This window comes from Streptomyces sp. NPDC003284 (assembly GCF_053589675.1).
In genome coordinates, this window is the sequence record NZ_JBSFSI010000002.1 from 352362 (window position 1) to 370545 (window position 18184).

An 18184-nucleotide genomic window follows, 5' to 3' on the forward strand; every position below is an offset into this window, starting at 1 on the left:
GGCAGCCGGCGAGTCAAGCTGCTGCTGTGGGTTCCAATGCGGGCGGGAGCCACGCGCCGGTGGTGAAGAGCTCCGCGAGCGCGTCGAGTCTGTCGCGGCCCCACTTGCTGGCGGTGGACAGGTAGGACTGGACGACAGCGAAGTCGGCCAGGCCCTGGAGGGTGTGCCAGCAGCCGCCGGAGGTCCGCTGCCGGACCTTGACGGGCCGTTGGCCGCGCTCGGCGAGGTTGTTGCTGAAAGAGACCGCGAGGTTCGTGGTGAAGCGAAGGATCATGTCCTCGTAGCGTTCGAAGCGGCGAATCAGCTTCCTGGCTTCGTCGGCGAGTGAGGCTCCCCCCGAGATGCGGAGTGTGGTGACAGAGGGGCAGATGGGACTCATGAGAGGAACATCGACCTTGGCTGCCCCCAGGAAGTACTCGCTGGAGTTGCGTGAGCGTGCAGTGCGGATGTACCGGACCGCCGATCTGAAGCCGCAGATCAAGAGGCTGGCTGTCGATCTCGGCGTGCATCCGGAGGCCCTGCGCGGCTGGATCCGCCAGGCCGAGGCCCATGCCGGCGAGTGTGATGACAGGCTGACCAGCGACAAGCGGGCCGAGCTCGCCGCACTGCGCAAGGAGAACGCCCAGCTCAAGCGGGCCAACGAGGTACTGCGGACGGCCTCGGCTTTTTTCGCGGCCTAGCTCGACCCGACCCGGCCCAGGTGACAGGGATCCTCGACGAGCACCCGCATCTGGGGGTCGAGCCCGTACTCCGGGAACTGCACATCGCCTCCTCCACGTACTACCGGTGGCGCCGCGCGCAGAAGGAGCCGTGCACACGCATCCGCCGCGACGCCGAGCTCACCGAGCAGATCAAGGAGATCCACGCCGACTCCGGCGGCGTCTACGGCTCCCCACGCGTGCATGCCGTCCTCAAGCGGGAGGGCGTCCACGTGGGCCGCAAGCGGGTCGAACGCCTGATGCGCCAGGCCGACATCGCCGGGATCAGCCCGCGCAGGGGCGGCTTCACGCGCCGCGACCCCAAGGCCGCCCTGGCTCCGGACCGGGTCGAACGCGACTTCACCGCACCCGCGCCGAACCGGCTGTGGGTCACCGACCTCACCATGGTCTCCACCAGTGAGGGCCCTCTGTGGCTCTCCGCGATCCGCGACGCGTTCTCCCACAGGGGGGTCGCGTAGGAGATCTCTGCCCGCGCGGACGCCGACTTGGTCCTCACCGCGCTCGCGCACGCGCTCGCCTCCCGCGAGGTCGAGCCGGGACAGCTGATCCATTATGCCGATCACGGCTGCCAGTACACGTCCGTGAAGCTGACAACTGGGGTTCAGGCATCCATGGGCTCAGTCGGCGACTCGTACGACAACGCCCTCGCCGAGAACCTCTGGATGCTCATCAAAACCGAATGCATCCGCGGCCGCACCTTCACCACCTGGGCCGAGGCGAACCTCGCGCTCTTCGAGTACATCGACGACTTCTACAACTCCCGTCGCATCCAGAAACGACTCGGCTACCTCGGCCCCGTCGAGTTCGAGGAGAAGCACTACGCCAACCAGGCAACGGCGAACGAACCTGACCAGCTGATCAGCACCTCCCGCACGACGGGGGAACCGCAGCCCCCAGCAGGACCGGTACGAGCCGCAGCCCCCGCGCCTCACGGTCCTCGCCGCCACCGCCACCGCCACTGCCGTCGTCGCCGTTGTCCGGCTCCGCGTCCCGCGCGCCCTCCGCTGTCATCGAAACCTCCGGTCACCTGCACGGTCAGGGGTGTCGCCAAGTCCACCACGCAGGCGGGGGAGTCTCGGATGTCCCGGGTGCCCCGCGTGTCCGTAGCGTCCAGGGCATGACGACGTACACCGGCAACAGCCGATCCCCGCAGTCCCGTTGGCGCGCCCCGCGCACCCACCGCACCCGCCGCACCCTCGCCGCCTCCGCCGCCCTCCTCCTCGCCGCCCTCGCCGCCGCCCCCGCCGCGACGGCCGCCTCCTCCACCACGGGCAGCGCCCCGGCGGCTTCGGCCGACCACGCCCACGCCCGCGGCGCGCTCCTCTCCGTCGTCCCGGTCGCCGCGCACAGCCGGGCCGGGGTCGTGCGGTATCTGGCCGCGCTGCCGATGGACACCGGCACCGTGCGCCACGGTGTGCGCGCGTACCGGCTGACGTACCGCACCGTCGACCCGTACGGCCGCCCCACCACCGCCACCGGACTGCTCACCCTGCCCGAGGGCGGCGGGCGGCGGCTGAGTCTGGTGTCGGACACCCACGGGACCATGGTCGACAGGGAGTACGCGCCGTCCGTGGCGGAGGACAACCGGGCGCAGTCCTATCTGTTCGGCTCGGCCGGGCACGCGGTCGCCGCGCCCGACTACCTCGGCCTCGGCAAGGGGCCGGGCGTCCACCCGTACATGGACACGCGCTCGGCGGTCACCGCCTCGGTGGACATGCTGCGGGCGGCCCGCACGGCGGCGGCCGGGCTGGGGCGGACCCTGACCGGGGACGTGTACCTGACCGGGTTCTCGCAGGGCGGCCAGGTCGCGATGGCGCTCGGCCGGGCGCTCCAGAACGGCGCCGACCGGCACTTCAGGGTACGCGCGCTGGCCCCGGTCAGCGGCCCGTACGATCTGACGGGCCAGGAGATCCCCGCCCTCACCGACGGCCGGGTCAACGACGTCAGCGGGGTGTTCTACCTCGCCTACTTCCTCGTCGCGCAGAACCGCCTGCACCCGATCTACCGGGACCCCGCCGAGGTCTTCCGGGCGCCCTACGCGAACCGCGTCGAAGCCCTCTTCGACGGGCGGCACACCGAGGAGGAGGTCATCCCGCAGCTCGCGCCCACCGTGCGCGAGCTGGTCACCGACGACTTCTGGGCCCGGCTCGCCCACCCCGGCGGCGGCCTGCGCGCGGCGCTCGACGCCAACGACGGCTCCTGCGACTGGAAACCGGCCGCGCCGGTGCGGCTGTACGCCGGGAACGCCGACACCGACGTCCCCATCGGCAACGCCCGCAGCTGCGCCCGCGCCCTGGCCGGGCACGGGGTGACGGCCCCGGTCATGGACCAGGGGGACGTCGACCACAACGGGTCGGTGTTCGCGGCGCTGCCCAAGGTCGCCCGGTGGTTCGGCGCGCTGGAGGCGGCCCGCACCCGCCATAACGGCTGACCGGGGGGTGCGGTGCGACGGTGGGTGTTCGGGCCACCGGCCGGGGCCCCGGCGTGGTGCGGAACCGGACGGGGGCGCCGGAGCGGAACACCGGCCGCGGTGCTCGTGGGGCACCGGGGGCCGGTGGGGCGTCACACAGCTCACCGCCGCCGGCAGCCGCCCCTTTGGGCGCGCGTTCGCGCCGTATCGCCGTTGTCCGTGAACGCCCTCCCGCCGCCGTGCCGCGCTCGGGCAGTGTGCTGCCTCGGCCGCCCCGGAGGCGGAAGCGCGGCCATCCACCACGGCCTCGAACCCGGGTGCGGCGGAAGGGGACAGCCATGCGCGAACGACGGGGACTGACACGAAGAGCGCTGCTGCGCGGCTCGCTCGCGGCGGGCGGGGCGGCGGCCGCGGTCCGGCTGCTGCCCGGCCGGGCGGGGTGGCAGCCGGACCCGACCGGCGGCACCGGCGGCCCCGGCGTACCGCTGCGGCCCGCCGGGGCCGCCACCCGGCTCACGCCCGCGGCCTTCCCCGAGTGGGCCCGGCACGCCCGGATCGCCGACGCCACCTTCGACGACGACGCCGACCCCGCCCGCGACATGCGGCCGGTCATCGACGCGCTCAAGAAGCAGAACGTCAGCGTGATCGAGGTCGACACGATCCTGTCCAACTGGCTGACCGACGCCGAGTTCACCCAGCACCTGGGCAAGATCCACAGCTTCGCGGAACTCGCCCACACCGCCGGGATGCGGGTCGTCATGTACTACCCGTCCCTCGAACTGATCAGCGTGGGCGGCGAGAAGGGCCCCTCGTTCTACAAGACCGCCGAGGGCGCCTCCTGGGTGCAGCGCGACCTCACCGGTCAGCCCAACGTGTTCTACGGCAGCCTCGTCGTCTGGGTGGACCCCGGCGACGAGAGCTGCTGGCTCAGCCCCAACTCGCCCTGGCGCGACTACTACCTGGGCCGCGTCAAGAAGATCGCCGCGACCGGCGTGGACGCGATCTGGCCGGATGTGCCGATCTACTTCGACGGGGCGCTGAGCTGGTGCGACACCTCCTCCTGGGCGACCGCCGCGTTCACCGGGGACACCGGACTGCCGATGCCGGCCAAGCCCGACTTCAAGGATCCCGTCTTCCGGCGCTACGTCGACTGGCGCCACCACAACCTCAACCAGTGGCAGCTCGACATCGCCGCGGCCGGCCGCTCCGCCAACCCGGACCTGGTCACCTTCGTCGAGACCGTCACCATGGACTACGACTACGCCACCACCATCGGCCTGGACGGCGCCCTGCTGCGCACCGCCGAGAACGCCAGCCACGTCTGGGAGGTGGACATCCTCGGCAACTACGACGGCATGCGCCACGCCACCGCCGACGACTGGATCTGCCTGATCTCCATGTACAAGTACGCGCGGGCGGCCAGCGGCACCAAGCCCGCCTGGGCGTTCTCCTACGGCTGGCAGGCCGACGACGCGTCCCTGGTGCTCGCCGAGGTGCTGGCCGCCGGGTGCAACCCGTACGAGGTGAAGACGCCCTTCAAGTCGGACAGCGCCGACCTGCCCACCCGCACCCGCGTGTACGGCTTCGCCGCCGCCCACCGGGAGCGGCTGTTCGACGCGGAGCGCGGCGCCGAGGTCGGCCTCTACCACTCCTCCGCCGGCCGCGACTTCACCGCCCCGCGCGACGGCAGCGGCATGTACGTCAACACGAAGCCGCCGGCCGGTGTCGAGGAGTGGTGGAGCGAGAACTACGCCGAGGAGAGCTGTCTGAACCACCCCTGGCTCGGGGAGTTCCGCGGCACGGTCAAGGCGCTGGTGCGCGCCCAGATCCCGTTCGACACCGTGCCCAGCCCCGGCCTCACCGCCGCCGGTCTCGCCCGCTACCGGGTGCTGCTGCTGCCGTACCTCCAGGCCGTCTCCGACGCGGAGGCGGCGGTGCTGCGCGACTATGTGACGGGCGGCGGGACCCTCGTCGTCACCGGGCCCACGCCCACCTCGCTGACCGAGTACGGCACCGCGCGCACCGAGTACGCGCTCGCCGACGTGCTCGGCTTCGGCGCCGCCGACCCGCAGCCCGAGACCCGCGAGCACGCCGTCGGGGCGGGCACCTGCCACTACGTGAAGGACCTCGCCGGACTGCGGTATCTGGGCAAGACCGACCAGGCCACCGCCGACCGGCTGCTCGGGCCGGTGCGGGCCGCTGCGCCGCCCGTGGTGGGCCTCACTGGGGACCCGCGCATCCACCTGGAGCTGAGCCGGCTCGGGGACGAGACGCTGGTGCAGCTGGTGAACTTCACCTGCTTCGGCGACGCCCCGGCCGCGTTCACCACCAGGCCCGCCACCTGCACGGTCCGGCTCACCGTGCCCGCGGGACGCCGGGTGACCGCCGTCACGGTCAGCTCCCCGGACGGTCCGTCGCCCGACCCGCGCCCGGTGCCCTGGCAGGCCACGGGGGACGCGGTCACGGCGGAGGTGACCGTCGCGCAGTACGCCCTGCTCGCCTTCACCACCGCCACCGCCACCACCGCCGCCACCGGCTGAGCGGCTCTGGCTCCGGCCCCTGGGCACGGCGAAGGCGGCGGCCCGGGGATCGGGGCCGCCGCCTTCACGACTGCCGTGCGGGGGCGCGGGTCAGGTGGATCGCACCTGCCGGGCCGGTCGCCGCATCAGGGGGCTGTGGCTCAGTACCAGCCGTTGGCCTGCCAGAAGTTCCAGGCGGCGGCCGGGCTGCCGTAGCGGGAGTTCATGTAGTCCAGACCCCACTTGATCTGGGTCTTGGGGTTGGTCTTCCAGTCCGCGCCGGCCGAGGACATCTTCGAGGCCGGGAGCGCCTGGACCAGGCCGTAGGCACCGGAGGAGGAGTTGGTGGCGTGGACGTTCCAGCTGCTCTCGTGGTTGACGATGTTGCTGAAAGCGTTGAACTGGGCGGCGTCCGGGATCATCTGGCGCGCGATCGACCTGGCGTCGGCACCCGAAGCGGTGGTGGCCGCGTGCGCGGGGGCCGAGGTGAGGGCCATACCGACGGTGGCGGCGGCCACGGCGGCGGTGGAGAGGGCCTTCTTCGGAGTGGCGATGCGGCGGATGAAGGAGACGGACACGGAGAACCTCTTACGTCGGGGACAGGAATCGCCGGCGGCCGGAGCCCGCGGAAGCGGGGGAGGGGCTGCCCGGTGCCGCGACCCCCGGGGGGACCGTCGGCTCCTGGCGACGTCGTCCAGAGAAGCAGGCCGGAAAACCGGGCGCAAACACCCCTTTTACTAGTGGTCGTCGCATCAGGGATGATCCGGACTCGTGTGAGCGGCGTCTCAAAGCCCAGGTGGACGCGCGTAAAGCCGGGTACATGACAGCCGAATCGGGCTACGGCCCCGCTTCGTAGGTGACCTGGGTCATGTGGGGCGCCTCACCGGTCCGGTCACGGTGGGCTCGGCGGGCCTCACCGACGGTTCACCGGCCGGGGCCCTCGAAGGTGACCGGCGTCTCGAAGGCGGCCCGCCGGGTGGCCCGGCGCAGCGCCCGCAGCACCGCCGGGCCGACCGCCAGCGTCAGCACCACGGTCACCACGGCCCGCCCCAGGTCCCAGCCCAGCGAGGTGGCCAGGCAGTACGCGATGAAGCGGGCCAGGTTCGCGCCGATCGCGGCGTGCGGATCGAAGGAGATGGAGGAGGCGAGGGTGCCCATGAAGGGCCAGCCCGCGAGGTTCATGACCGTGCCGTAGGCGAACGCGGCGACGAAGCCGTACAGGCCCAGCACCAGCAGCTCCGCCCGGCCGCGCAGCCGGTCCGGGCCCGGCAGCAGGCCCGCGCCCATGGTGAACCAGCCCATCGCCAGCATCTGGAACGGCATCCACGGCCCCACCCCGCCGGTGAGCAGCGCGGACGCGAACATCGTCACCGAGCCCAGCACGTACCCGAAGCCCGGCCCGAGCACGCGCCCGCTCAGCACCATCAGGAAGAACATCGGCTCCAGGCCCGCCGTCCCGGCGCCGATCGGGCGCAGCGCGGCCCCGGTCGCGGCCAGCACGCCGAGCATCGCGACCGCCTTGGGGCCGAGGCCCGACTCGGAGATCGTCGCCGCGACGACCGCCACCAGCAGGACGAGCAGTCCCGCGAACAGCCAGGGCGCGTCCTGCGCGTGCGCGTTCACCTGGGCGGTCGGCGGCGCCAGGAACGGCCAGCTGAACGCGGCCACCCCGACCGCGCTGACCAGGACGAGCGCGGCCACCGAGCGCGGCCCGAAGCGGACGGCGCGCACCCGGCGGGCGGGCCGGGCGGCGGGGTCCGGCGCGGGCGCGGTGGGCGTGGGCGCGGAGGCGGGCGCGGTCATGCCAGCGCCTCGCGGACCTGGGAGACGGTGAGCCACCGCTGCGGGGCGAGGATCTTGGCGACCTGCGGGGCGTAGGAAGGGGAGGAGACGACCACCTCGGCCATCGGGCCGTCCGCGATCACCTCGCCCTCGGCGAGCAGCACCACCCGGTGCGCCAGGTCCGCGGCCAGCTCCACGTCGTGCGTGGCCAGCACGATCGCGTGGCCCTCGGCGGCCAGCGCGCGCAGCACGGCGACCAGCCGGGCCTTCGCGCCGTAGTCCAGGCCCCGGGTCGGCTCGTCCAGGAGCAGCAGCGGCGGGCGCGCGGCCAGCACCACCGCGAGGGCGAGCGCGAGGCGCTGGCCCTCGGACAGATCGCGCGGGTGGGTGCCGTCGCCGACACCGGGCAGCAGCTCCTCGACCAGGGCCCGGCAGGTGCCGGGCGCCGCCTGCGCGTCCCGGTCGGCGGCCGCGCACTCGGCGGCGACCGTGTCCGCGTACAGCAGGTCGCGCGGCTCCTGCGGGACCAGGCCGACCCGGCGCACCAGCTCGCGGGGCGCGGTGCGGTGCGGGACGGCGCCGCCCACCCGGACCTGCCCGGTGCGCGGCTCCACCAGGCCGACCAGCGAGCCGAGCAGCGTGGACTTCCCGGCGCCGTTGCGGCCCATGAGCGCGACGGTCTCGCCGGGGGCGACGGCCAGGTCGACGTGGTGCAGCGCCTGCACGCCGTCGCGGCGGACGCCCAGGGCGCGGACCTCGGCGACCAGGGGGGCGCCGCCGGGCGCCCCCGGGGCGGCGGCGGCCGTGGCACTGCCCGCCGCGCGGCCGCGCAGGAGCGTGCGCAGCCCCGGCCGTCCGGCGGGGGCGTGCGGTACGGGCGGGGGCGCGCCGGGCGGTGCCGTGGCCGGGAGCGGCGCGGGCGCGGGCGCGCGGCCGGTCAGCCGGGTGCGCAGGTCCGCCGCGCGGCGCCGGGCGTCGCGCACGGTCAGCGGCAGCGGCGACCAGCCGGCCAGCCGCCCCAGGTCCACCACCGGCGGGACCACCGGCGAGACGGCCATCACCTCGGCCGGGGCGCCCAGCAGCGGGGCGGCGCCCGGCGCGGGCAGCAGGACGACCCGGTCGGCGTACTGCACGACGCGTTCGAGGCGGTGCTCGGCCATCAGGACCGTGGTGCCGAGGTCGTGCACGAGCCGCTGGAGGACGGCCAGCACCTCCTCGGCGGCGGCCGGGTCGAGCGCCGAGGTCGGCTCGTCCAGGACCAGGACCTCCGGGTGCGGGGTGAGCACCGAGCCGATCGCGACCCGCTGCTGCTGGCCGCCGGAGAGCGTGGCGATGGGCCGGTCCCGCAGCGCGGCCAGGCCCAGCAGGTCGAGGGTCTCCTCCACCCGGCGGCGCATCACGGCCGGGGCGAGGCCCAGCGACTCCATGCCGTAGGCGAGTTCGTCCTCCACCGTGTCGGTGACGAAGTGGGACAGCGGGTCCTGGCCGACCGTGCCGACGACGTCGGCCAGCTCACGCGGCTTGTGGACGCGGGTGTCGCGGCCCGCCACGGTGACCCGGCCGCGCAGGGTGCCGCCGGTGAAGTGCGGCACCAGACCGCTCACCGCGCCCAGCACGGTGGACTTGCCGACGCCCGACGGGCCGGCCAGCAGCACGAGTTCGCCCTCGGGCACCTCGAAGTCCACACCGCTGACGGTGGGTTCGGCGGTCCCCTCGTACCGTACGGAGACATCCTCGAAACGGATCACGGCGACTCCTCGCGGGCGCGGGGGCCCGGCTCCTCGCGGGCGGCGGTGCCGGTGGGCGCGACGAACGCGGGGACCAGACCGAGCAGGACGGCCGCCGCGGGCCACAGCGGCAGACCGGGGGCGACCAGCGGGACCACCCCGGGGTGCAGGGCCTCCGGGTCGCGGGCGGCGGCCAGCGTCAGCAGCGCGGCCACGGCCACGCCCGAGGCGGCCACCAGACAGGACCGGGCGTTCCAGGTGTCGGGCCGGTAGCGGGTGCGCACCGAGCGCCGCCCGCCCAGCCAGAGCCCGCCGAGCGCGGCGCCGAGCCCGGCCAGCAGCACCGGGAGGCCGTAGCTGCCGCCCGCCGCGGTGAGCAGCCCGTACGTGCCCGCGCAGACCCCGAGCAGCCCGCCCAGGGTGAGCGCGGCGGTGGTACGGCGCACGGTGGGCGCCACCTCGGCGGTACGGCCGTAGCCCCGGGCGTCCATCGCGGCGGCCAGCGCCACCGAACGCTCCAACGCCCCCTCCAGCACCGGCAGTCCGACGTGCAGCAGCCCGCGCACCCCCCGGTCGGGACGCCCGCGCAGCCGCCGCGCGGCCCGCAGCCTGCGCCCGTCGGCCACCAGGTGCGGGGCGAAGGTGAGCGCCACGACGACGGCCACACCCGTCTCGTACAGGGCGCCCGGCAGCGACTTGAGCAGCCGGGCGGGGGCGGCCAGCGCGTTGGCCGCGCCCACGCAGATCAGCAGCGCGGCCAGCTTCAGCCCGTCGTACAGCGCGAACAGCAGCCCCTCGGCCGTGACCCGGCCGCCCAGCCGGATGCCCTGCGCCCAGTGCGGCAGCGGCACCTCGGGCAGGGTGACCAGCACATGGGTGCCGGGGATGGGCGAGCCGAGGACGACCGCGAAGAACAGCCGGATGACGAGGACGGCCAGCGCCAGCCGCAGGAAGGCGGTGTAGGAGCGGGCCGAGGGGGTGCGCGGGCGGCAGGTCACGACGACGTAGCCGGAGACCGTGAGGAGCAGCGCGAGCAGCAGCGGGTTGGTGGTGCGGGTGGCGCCGGTGCCCAGCGCCAGCGCCCACAGCCACCAGGCGCCCGCGTGCACCCGCGGGCCGGACCGGCGCGCGGGCGCACCGGCCGTACGGCTGCTGCCGCTAGGCATTCCTGCGCCGCCGGGCCTGCCACACGGCCGCCCCGGCGAGGACCACGACCACGGCGCCGCCCGCGAGCAGACCCACCGAGGGGCCGCCGCCGTCGCTGTCCTTGGCGGCGGCCGAGCTGTCCGCGCCCTTGTCGTTGTTCTCGTTGTTCTCGTTGTTCTCGCTCTTGCCCTGCCCCTGGCCGGCCCGGCCGCCGCCGTCCGCGGCGACCTGCTCGCCGCAGCCCCGGTGCGGATAGCCGGAGATCGCGCAGAGCAGCGCATCGGTGTTGTAGCGCAGCGGCTTGGCGACGGCCGCCAGGGCCTCGGCCGTGGTGGCGTCGGACGGCACCCGGGCGCAGGCCGTGCGCGGCGCGGGCGGATGCTCGCCGGAGGGCGCGTCCGCCGCGACACCGAAGTCCAGGACCAGCGCGACCCGCTTGTCACCGCCGCGGGCCTCGGTGCCCGAGCAGATGGCGGCGAAGCCGGCCGTCCCGCGCGGCTGGGCCGCGTCCTGGGAGTCCTGGCTCACCGCGAACCGGAAGCCCTGCACGTCCCCGTCGGCGGGGCGCGCCGTGGACGGCCCCTGGGTGGCGTACGTCCACTTCCCGCCCTCGCGGTCCCAGAAGGACCAGTAGCGGTACCCGGCCGCCTGCGCCGGGGCGACACCCGCCGCCAGCAGGAACACGGCGGCCAGCAGCACGGGCAGGACGCGCGGGAGGCGGTACGTCACGACCGCTGCCCCGCGCCGCCGCGCCCGCGCAGGACCGACCAGGCGACGGCGGCGATCACGAGGACCACGACGATACCGCCGACGATCCACCAGACGGTGTGCGAAGAGCCGCCGTCCTGATCCGCCTTGCCTGCCTTGTCTCCCTTATCTCCCTTGTCCGCCGGTGCCGTCGTGCCCTGGCCCTTGCCGTCGGCGGCCTGCTGCGGCGCCGGGCCGGTGGCGTTCAGCGCCTTGACCAGGTCGGTGCCGCCGAAGGCGCGCGGGTCGGTGCCGGTGGCGTGCGCGGCGAAGATCAGCTGGGCGTAGGCGGCCGGACCGCTCTGCGCCGCCCAGGTCCCGGCGTTCTTCTCCAGCCACTCCAGCGGCTTGCTGGCCTGCGCGGCGCCGCCCTGCGCGGCCAGCGCCACGACCGTGTCGGCGGTGTTGCCGTAGTCGGGCTGCGGGTCGGCGCCGGGCAGCGCGGAGGTGAGGTGGCCGTCCTTGGCGACGGCGCGGGTGAGGTAGGCGGCGCCGTTGGCGGCGGCCCGCTCGGGGGCGGGTCCGGCCTCGGAGCAGCGGGCCGCGCCGCCGTCCTTGGCGGCGGACGCGACCAGGCCCTTGCCGAGGATGCCGACGACACCGGCGGCGGTCGCGTCCGCGTTGGCGGCGAGCTTGCCCTGCTTGTCCGGCTGGAAGGCGAACGCGCCCGCGCCGTCGCCCGTGCCGGAGCACGGCAGGACCAGCTTCAGCAGGGCGTCGTAGGGGGAGTTGCCGTCCTTGAGGACGGACGCGGGCTGGTCACCGGCGGCGGTGAGGGCGCCGACGACGACCGAGGTCGAGTTGGTATCACTGGCCCCGCCGGGCATGTAGCCCCAGCCGCCGTCCTTGTTCTGCACGGACTTCAGCCAGGCCACCGCCTTGCCGGTGACGGCCTCGTGGCCGCCGAGCGTGGTGAGGGCCTGGACGGCGGCGGCCGTGCCGTTGGTGTCCACGGCGGTCTTGGCGTCGCAGGCGCGGGAGGTGTCGGCGCGGAAGGGCGCGAAGCCGCCGCTGGCGCACTGCTGCCCGGCCAGCCAGTCCACGGCCTCGGCGGCGGGCCGTACGCCCGCGGTGTGCTGGGCGAGCAGCGCCAGGGACTGCCGCCAGACGCCGTCGTACTGCGGATCGGCCTTGCCGTACAGCGCCGACGGGAGCTTGGGCGCGGCGGAGGCGGGCGGGGCGGTGTCGGCGGCGGCGGACTGCACCGGGGCACCGATCACGGCGACGGCGACGGCGGCCAGGGCCGCTGCGCTGCGGCGGATGTTCATGATCGGCGGAAGCCTCTCCCTGCGGGGAGCCGGACAGCGCGGGCGACCCCGGCGGCTCGGCTCCGTATCCCTCGACGGTGCCGTGCACCGGCGGACCGCCGGTGCACGCGAGCCGGTCACGCACGGGTCCGGGGCGGTCCGGCTCCCCGCTCCCGGGAGGGGAGGGGTCACGGTTGCGGGTCAGCGCCGGAATTGCACCGGCTTCCCCCAGGACAGGCGTGAAACGACCGGGCCACTCTACCGGCCCCGTCCGGAGCGGCTGCGGGGCGGCTGCGGGGCGGCCATGGGACGGAGCCGCACCGGCGGGGGCCCCGGAGAGACAAAAGACCTACGAGACGGGTTCCCTTCGCCGGTATGGTCCGGATCAGGTGATGGGGGTCGCCGTCCGGTCCGTCCTGCTCACTGGACCTTCGGCCTCTCAGCCCTACCGTCGACGTCGGCCTTGGCGGATACCGCAGCATCTCGCCCGAGTCGGCTACGCCGGTGGGACTCCCTCACTCGTCTCGCAGGCACTTCTCAGCATAGAACGGCTGCTGCGCGACACAAGGGGCAGAAGGAAAAAATCCCCCCTTTTCTACCGCCCGCCGCCGCTCCCGGGGGTGCCCTCCGTCAGGTCGATCAGGCGGCACACCGTGTCGATGTCCGCCTTCACCTGCGCGATGGAGGCCCGGCCCGAGAGCCAGGTGATCAGCGCCGAGAGCCAGGTGTGCTCGATGACGCGCACGGCGGAGAGCTGCTCGGGCGTCGGGTCGTCCTGGCCCATGGCGTCCAGGATGATCGCCGTGGTCTGCCGGGAGACCTGGTCGACCTCGGGGCTCACGCTGCGGTCGGCGAAGGTCAGCGCGCGCACCATCGCGTCCGCGAGGTCGGGCTCGCTCTGGAGCGCGAAGAACGCCCGCATCAGCGTCTCCGCCACCCGCTCGGCGGCCCGCTCGCCCGCCGGTGGCCGCTTGCGCAGCGTGCCGTGCAGCCGCTCCAACTGGTCCTGCATGGTGGCGACCAGCAGATGCACCTTGGACGGGAAGTAGCGGTAGAGCGTGCCGAGCGCCACCTCGGAGGACTCCGCGACCTCCCGCATCTGCACCGCGTCGAACCCGCCCCGGCAGGCCAGACGCGCGCTGGCGCGCAGGATGCGGCGGCGGCGCGCCTCCTGCCGCTCGGTGAGCGGCGGCGCGGCCGGCCGGGAGGTACGGGCTTGCGCGGGCATGGGTCGCACTCCGTGGCAGTCGGTGGGGCCGTGGGCCGGTGGAGCCGGCGGGCCCGGTGGTCGGACAGCGTGGCAGGGCGTCCGGCCGGTGTGCGAGAGGCGGGCGTTCGCGAGCCGTGGCGCGAATCACCCGGTCCCCCGCTCACAGCGCGGCTACCTGCCGGTAGATTCGGAGCCTCCGGAACGATCAAGTCTGAAACTTGTTCTAGATTAGCGTCCCGGCGTAATCTCGCGGCGGTGCAGTCAGAAGGGGGCCCAGAGTGACCGCTGAGGCCAGTCAGGCAGGCTCCCCGGCGGATCTCGCCGCGGACGGCGGGCGACCGCTCAGGATCGCGCTCCTCACCTACAAGGGGAACCCGTTCTGCGGCGGCCAGGGCGTCTACGTCCGCCATCTCTCGCGCGAACTGGCCCGCCTCGGCCACCGCGTCGAGGTGATCGGCTCCCAGCCCTACCCCGTCCTGGACGAGAACGAGGACTACGCGGGCGCGCTGCGCCTGACCGAGCTGCCCAGCCTCGACCTCTACCGCCAGCCCGACCCCTTCCGCACCCCCGGCCGCGGCGAGTACCGCGACTGGATCGACGCGCTGGAGGTCGCCACCATGTGGACCGGCGGCTTCCCCGAGCCGCTGACGTTCTCGCTGCGCGCCCGCCGCCATCTGCGCGCCCGGCGCGGCGAGTTCGACGTCGTCCACGACAACCAGACCCTCGGCTACGGACTCCTCGGCGACGTCGGCGCCCCGCTGGTCACCACCGTCCACCACCCCATCACCGTGGACCGGCGGCTGGAGCTGGACGCGGCGGCCACCCGGCAGCGGCAGTGGTCGGTGCGCCGCTGGTACGCCTTCACCCGGATGCAGAAGCGGGTGGCGCGCCGCCTGCCGTCCGTGCTCACCGTCTCCGGCACCTCCCGGCAGGAGATCGTCGACCACCTCGGTGTCCGCCCCGACCGCATCCACGTGGTGCACATCGGCGCCGACACCGGCCTGTTCTCGCCCGACCCGTCCGTGGCCCGGGTGAGCGGCCGGATCGTCACCACCTCCAGCGCCGACGTGCCGCTCAAGGGCCTGGTCTTCCTGGTGGAGGCGCTGGCCAAGGTCCGCGCCGAGCACCCCGGCGCCCATCTGGTCGTGGTCGGCAAGCGGCCGTCCGAGGGCCCGGTCGCGCGGGCCGTGGAGCGCTACGGCCTCCAGGACGCCGTCGAGTTCGTCAAGGGCATCTCCGACGCCGAACTGGTCGACCTGGTCCGCTCGGCCGAGGTCGCCTGCGTGCCCTCGCTCTACGAGGGCTTCTCGCTGCCCGCCGCCGAGGCCATGGCCACCGGGACCCCGCTGCTGGCCACGACCGGCGGCGCGATCCCCGAGGTGGCGGGCCGGGACGGCGAGACCTGCCTCGCCGTGCCGCCGGGCGACGCGGAGGCCCTGGCCGCCGGGCTGGTCCGGCTGCTGGGCGACCCCGGCCTGCGGGCGCGGCTCGGCGCCGCCGGACGCGAGCGCGTGCTGCGGCACTTCACCTGGGCCCGCGCCGCCGAGGGCACCGTCGCCCGCTACCGCGAGGCCATCGCGGACGCCGCCCGCCCCGCGGGAACGGCCGCGCGCCGCCGCCCCGCACCGGCGGCCGCCGTGCCCGCGGCGGACGCATCCGCGCCGGGCGCACCCGCCGCGACCGCAGCCGCACCAGCCGCAGAAGCAGCAGACGCATACGAAAGCAGGGCAACGTGCTGACCGTCGACTTCTCCCGGTTCCCGCTCGCGCCGGGCGACCGCGTCCTCGACCTCGGCTGCGGCGCCGGACGGCACGCGTTCGAGTGCTACCGGCGCGGCGCCCGGGTGGTGGCCCTCGACCAGAACGCCGAGGAGATCAGCGAGGTCGCCAAGTGGTTCGCGGCGATGAAGGAGGCCGGCGAGGCACCCGCCGGGGCCACCGCCACCGCCCTGCGGGGCGACGCCCTCGCGCTGCCCTTCCCCGACGAGTCCTTCGACGTCGTCATCATCTCCGAGGTGATGGAGCACATCCACGACGACAAGGGCGTCCTCGCCGAGATGGTGCGCGTCCTGCGGCCGGGCGGCCGGATCGCGGTCACCGTGCCGCGCTACGGCCCCGAGAAGGTCTGCTGGACCCTGTCCGACGCCTACCACGAGGTCGAGGGCGGCCACATCCGCATCTACAAGGCGGACGAACTGCTCGGCAAGATCCGCGAGGCCGGGCTCAAGCCGTACGGCACGCACCACGCGCACGCCCTGCACTCGCCGTACTGGTGGCTCAAGTGCGCCTTCGGCGTCGACAACGACCAGGTGCTCCCGGTGAAGGCGTACCACAAGCTGCTGGTCTGGGACATCATGAAGAAGCCGCTGGCCACCCGGGTCGCCGAGCAGGCGCTGAACCCGCTGATCGGCAAGAGCTTCGTGGCGTACGCGACCAAGCCCCATCTGCCCCGGGCGGACGCCAAGTGACCACGCCCCGGACAGAACACCTCGTCCTGCCCGGGGTCCTCACCGCCGGGCAGGCCGCCGCCACCGTGGCCGGGCTCCTCGCCGTACAGCGGGAGGACGGGGCCATCCCGTGGTTCCGCGGCCACCACCTCGACCCGTGGGACCACACCGAGGCCGCCATGGCGCTGGACGCGGCGGGCGAGCACGAGGCCGCCGCGCGGGCCTACGACTGGCTGGCCCGCCACCAGCTCCCCGACGGCTCCTGGTACGCCGCCTACGCGGACGGCGCCCACGACGACGTCACCGGCCGCCACCGGGAGACCAACTTCGTCGCCTATGTGGCCGTCGGCGTCTGGCACCACTACCTGTCCACCGGCGACGACACCTTCCTGGACCGCATGTGGCCCGTGGTGTACGCGGCCGTCGAGTTCGTGCTGCGCCTCCAGCAGCCGGGCGGCCAGATCGGCTGGAAGCGCGACGACGACGGAACGGCCACCGCGGACGCGCTGCTGACCGGCTCCGCCTCCGTCCACCACGCGCTGTGCTGCGCGCTGGCCATCGCCGAGCAGCGCGAAGAGCCGCAGCCCGACTGGGAGTTGGCGGCCGGTGCGCTGCGGCACGCGATCCGCAGGCACCCGGAGCGGTTCCTGGACAAGGACCGCTACTCGATGGACTGGTACTACCCGGTGCTCGGCGGCGCGGTCACCGGCGCCGAGGCCAAGGCGCGCATCGAGGCCGGCTGGGAGCGTTTCGTGGTGCCCGGCCTCGGGGTGCGCTGCGTGGTGCCCAACCCGTGGGTGACCGGCGGCGAGTCGGCCGAACTCGCCCTCACCCTGTGGGCGGTGGGCGAGTCCGACCGCGCGCTCGACGTCCTCCAGTCCATCCAGCATCTGCGCGATGCGGACAGCGGCCTGTACTGGACCGGCTACGTCTTCGAGGACGACGCCATATGGCCGCGCGAACTGACCACGTGGACGGCCGGTTCGCTGCTCCTCGCGGTCGCCGCGCTCGGCGGCCACGAACCGACCTGCACGGTCTTCGCGCAGGACGGCCCGCCCAGGGGACTGGAACCCGACTGCTGCGGCTGACGCGCCCCGGCGGACCGTCGAGGCCGCCGAGGCCGCGTCAGCCGCGGTGCAGCCGGTTGGCCACGGCGTGCCCGATGAACAGGTACACGACCGCGGCCAGGCCGTAGCCCGCGACCACCCGGGCCCACGCCTCGTCGAAGGTGAACAGGTCACGCGACCAGCCGGCGAGCCAGTCGGCCGCTCCATGGATGAACCGCACCAGGTCGTTGGCCCGGTTCGCGTCCAGCAGGTACATCAGGATCCACAGTCCGAGGATGACGGCCATGACATCGGCGACCACCGCGATGACCGTCCCGGCGGAGCCGGAACCCGTGCGATATCGAGGGGACATGCCAAGCGTCTGGCCGCGCGCGGCCGCTTGAAACCTCCCGCGCGCACACGTCGTCACGGCGTACGCACCCTCCGTGCCGTGTTTCGACAGGTATGGCGTGTTTCATCGGGTATGCCGTGGTTCACACGGACCTCTGGAGTATCCGAGACCCGGAGCAACACCTTTCGGAGGACACCGTGCCCGTACCGATACGGCGCCTCACCGTGGCGCTCACCCTCTGCTGCGCCCTGCTCGCCGGTTCCACCCCCGTGTGGGCGGCGGGCCAGGGCGACGGACGGCAGACCGTCCCCAGCGTCGCGGTCGCCGCCCCCACGCCCAGCCCGAGCACCCCCGCCGAGCGGCAGAAGTTCGCCAAGACCCGGTTCGTGGCGAACGCGGGCCTCGCGGCCGGCGCGACCTACCAGTGGATCGTGAAACCGTACAAGGAAGGCAAGTTCAAGAAGGGCGCCAAGCACCGCAAAACGACGCTCGTCAAGGCGGCCCTGGCCGGTGCGTTCACCTACAACCGGCTGAAGGCGGCCGAGCGCAACGCCAAGGGCGACCCGACCCTTTCCAAGGCGCTGGCCCCGCTGGAGTCGGCCATCGCCGGGCTCAAGGACCTCCCGGCCAAGCTCCGCAAGGGCGACGGCTCGGCCGCGAGCAGCTTCAACGACACCATCAACAAGGTGAAGGACGCGGGCAAGGGCGCGGGCGCGCCCGTCAAGGACAAGGTGCCCACGCCGTCCGAGCTGCGGCAGGGCGCCAAGTCCGGCTCCTGAGCCGCCCGTACGCTCGCGCGAACGGCGACGGCCCTCCGCCCGGAGTCCGGGCGG

General features: G+C 74.1%; 17 protein-coding genes, 1 pseudogene and 1 riboswitch. Of the genes and pseudogenes, 9 read left to right on the top strand and 9 right to left on the bottom strand.

What is annotated here, in order from left to right:
- Nucleotides 1-13 precede the first annotated feature (13 nt).
- A pseudogene (locus ACWDYF_RS05045) lies at nucleotides 14-331 on the bottom strand (IS66 family transposase); the annotation flags it as partial.
- Between the two features lie 64 nt (nucleotides 332-395).
- On the opposite strand from ACWDYF_RS05045, the gene ACWDYF_RS05050 reads away from it, so the two are divergent.
- The 5 genes from ACWDYF_RS05050 to ACWDYF_RS05070 all read left to right on the top strand — a co-directional run bounded on the left by ACWDYF_RS05050 (nucleotide 396) and on the right by ACWDYF_RS05070 (nucleotide 5669).
- Nucleotides 396-680, top strand: a complete 285-nt coding sequence (locus ACWDYF_RS05050; protein WP_389472271.1) for a transposase — start codon at nucleotides 396-398, stop codon at nucleotides 678-680.
- 20 nt (nucleotides 681-700) lie between these two features.
- Nucleotides 701-1177 (top strand): IS3 family transposase, encoded by a 477-nt coding sequence (locus ACWDYF_RS05055; RefSeq protein WP_389472273.1) that lies wholly within the window; start codon nucleotides 701-703, stop codon nucleotides 1175-1177.
- A gap of 27 nt (nucleotides 1178-1204) precedes the next feature.
- Complete coding sequence (locus ACWDYF_RS05060; RefSeq protein ID WP_389472275.1) at nucleotides 1205-1840, top strand: transposase; 636 nt, start codon at nucleotides 1205-1207, stop codon at nucleotides 1838-1840.
- Nucleotides 1837-3150: an alpha/beta hydrolase family protein gene (locus ACWDYF_RS05065; protein WP_389472277.1), complete on the top strand. Its 1314-nt coding sequence runs from the start codon at nucleotides 1837-1839 to the stop codon at nucleotides 3148-3150. Before ACWDYF_RS05060 ends, ACWDYF_RS05065 begins: the two co-directional genes overlap by 4 nt.
- Nucleotides 3151-3467: 317 nt before the next feature.
- On the top strand, nucleotides 3468-5669 hold the full coding sequence (locus ACWDYF_RS05070) for a beta-galactosidase trimerization domain-containing protein (protein ID WP_389472279.1): 2202 nt from the start codon (nucleotides 3468-3470) through the stop codon (nucleotides 5667-5669).
- Between the two features lie 140 nt (nucleotides 5670-5809).
- Here the strand turns inward: ACWDYF_RS05070 and ACWDYF_RS05075 are convergent, their stop codons facing one another.
- The 7 genes from ACWDYF_RS05075 to ACWDYF_RS05105 all read right to left on the bottom strand — a co-directional run bounded on the left by ACWDYF_RS05075 (nucleotide 5810) and on the right by ACWDYF_RS05105 (nucleotide 13525).
- The gene (locus ACWDYF_RS05075; protein ID WP_064532929.1) at nucleotides 5810-6226 is read right to left on the bottom strand and encodes an aggregation-promoting factor C-terminal-like domain-containing protein; all 417 of its coding nucleotides are present in this window, start codon (nucleotides 6224-6226) and stop codon (nucleotides 5810-5812) included.
- Nucleotides 6227-6572: 346 nt separating this feature from the next.
- Entirely contained in the window at nucleotides 6573-7451 is an 879-nt protein-coding gene (locus ACWDYF_RS05080; RefSeq protein WP_389472282.1) for an ECF transporter S component, read from the bottom strand.
- Nucleotides 7448-9178 carry an ABC transporter ATP-binding protein gene (locus ACWDYF_RS05085; protein WP_389472285.1) on the bottom strand — a complete coding sequence of 577 codons (1731 nt, stop codon included), beginning with the start codon at nucleotides 9176-9178 and terminating at the stop codon, nucleotides 7448-7450. Before ACWDYF_RS05085 ends, ACWDYF_RS05080 begins: the two co-directional genes overlap by 4 nt.
- A complete protein-coding gene (locus ACWDYF_RS05090; RefSeq protein ID WP_389472288.1) occupies nucleotides 9175-10323 on the bottom strand; it encodes a CbiQ family ECF transporter T component in 1149 nt (382 codons plus the stop codon). The genes ACWDYF_RS05085 and ACWDYF_RS05090 overlap by 4 nt, the downstream gene beginning before the upstream one ends.
- A complete protein-coding gene (locus ACWDYF_RS05095) occupies nucleotides 10316-11032 on the bottom strand; it encodes an SCO2322 family protein (protein ID WP_389472290.1) in 717 nt (238 codons plus the stop codon). Before ACWDYF_RS05095 ends, ACWDYF_RS05090 begins: the two co-directional genes overlap by 8 nt.
- The gene (locus ACWDYF_RS05100; RefSeq protein WP_389472294.1) at nucleotides 11029-12318 is read right to left on the bottom strand and encodes a prenyltransferase/squalene oxidase repeat-containing protein; all 1290 of its coding nucleotides are present in this window, start codon (nucleotides 12316-12318) and stop codon (nucleotides 11029-11031) included. Before ACWDYF_RS05100 ends, ACWDYF_RS05095 begins: the two co-directional genes overlap by 4 nt.
- Before the next feature lie 140 nt (nucleotides 12319-12458).
- Nucleotides 12459-12524, bottom strand: a riboswitch (cobalamin riboswitch).
- A 368-nt stretch (nucleotides 12525-12892) separates the two neighbouring features.
- Nucleotides 12893-13525: a TetR family transcriptional regulator gene (locus ACWDYF_RS05105; protein WP_389472297.1), complete on the bottom strand. Its 633-nt coding sequence runs from the start codon at nucleotides 13523-13525 to the stop codon at nucleotides 12893-12895.
- 260 nt (nucleotides 13526-13785) lie between these two features.
- On the opposite strand from ACWDYF_RS05105, the gene ACWDYF_RS05110 reads away from it, so the two are divergent.
- The 3 genes from ACWDYF_RS05110 to ACWDYF_RS05120 are packed head-to-tail and all read left to right on the top strand — an operon-like array spanning nucleotide 13786 to nucleotide 17041.
- Nucleotides 13786-15246, top strand: a complete 1461-nt coding sequence (locus ACWDYF_RS05110; RefSeq protein WP_389472300.1) for a glycosyltransferase family 4 protein — start codon at nucleotides 13786-13788, stop codon at nucleotides 15244-15246.
- Complete coding sequence (locus tag ACWDYF_RS05115; protein ID WP_037893343.1) at nucleotides 15240-15974, top strand: class I SAM-dependent methyltransferase; 735 nt, start codon at nucleotides 15240-15242, stop codon at nucleotides 15972-15974. Before ACWDYF_RS05110 ends, ACWDYF_RS05115 begins: the two co-directional genes overlap by 7 nt.
- Nucleotides 15971-17041, top strand: coding sequence for a prenyltransferase/squalene oxidase repeat-containing protein (locus tag ACWDYF_RS05120; protein WP_037893345.1), 1071 nt, complete (start codon nucleotides 15971-15973; stop codon nucleotides 17039-17041). Before ACWDYF_RS05115 ends, ACWDYF_RS05120 begins: the two co-directional genes overlap by 4 nt.
- Before the next feature lie 37 nt (nucleotides 17042-17078).
- Here the strand turns inward: ACWDYF_RS05120 and ACWDYF_RS05125 are convergent, their stop codons facing one another.
- The gene (locus ACWDYF_RS05125; RefSeq protein ID WP_026252980.1) at nucleotides 17079-17372 is read right to left on the bottom strand and encodes a hypothetical protein; all 294 of its coding nucleotides are present in this window, start codon (nucleotides 17370-17372) and stop codon (nucleotides 17079-17081) included.
- 176 nt (nucleotides 17373-17548) lie between these two features.
- Here ACWDYF_RS05125 and ACWDYF_RS05130 point away from each other — a divergent pair, with 176 nt between their 5' ends.
- Nucleotides 17549-18130 (top strand): hypothetical protein, encoded by a 582-nt coding sequence (locus tag ACWDYF_RS05130; RefSeq protein WP_381743495.1) that lies wholly within the window; start codon nucleotides 17549-17551, stop codon nucleotides 18128-18130.
- The last annotated feature ends 54 nt before the right edge of the window (nucleotides 18131-18184 follow it).

What these genes read in the sequence shown, in the direction of transcription:
- ACWDYF_RS05065 (WP_389472277.1), top strand. Translation starts at nt 1,837, where the DNA reads ATGACGACGTACACCGGCAACAGCCGATCCCCGCAGTCCCGTTGGCGC.
- ACWDYF_RS05070 (WP_389472279.1), top strand. Translation starts at nt 3,468, where the DNA reads ATGCGCGAACGACGGGGACTGACACGAAGAGCGCTGCTGCGCGGCTCG.
- ACWDYF_RS05080 (WP_389472282.1), bottom strand. Translation starts at nt 7,451, where the DNA reads ATGACCGCGCCCGCCTCCGCGCCCACGCCCACCGCGCCCGCGCCGGAC.
- ACWDYF_RS05090 (WP_389472288.1), bottom strand. Translation starts at nt 10,323, where the DNA reads ATGCCTAGCGGCAGCAGCCGTACGGCCGGTGCGCCCGCGCGCCGGTCC.
- ACWDYF_RS05100 (WP_389472294.1), bottom strand. Translation starts at nt 12,318, where the DNA reads ATGAACATCCGCCGCAGCGCAGCGGCCCTGGCCGCCGTCGCCGTCGCC.
- ACWDYF_RS05105 (WP_389472297.1), bottom strand. Translation starts at nt 13,525, where the DNA reads ATGCCCGCGCAAGCCCGTACCTCCCGGCCGGCCGCGCCGCCGCTCACC.
- ACWDYF_RS05125 (WP_026252980.1), bottom strand. Translation starts at nt 17,372, where the DNA reads ATGTCCCCTCGATATCGCACGGGTTCCGGCTCCGCCGGGACGGTCATC.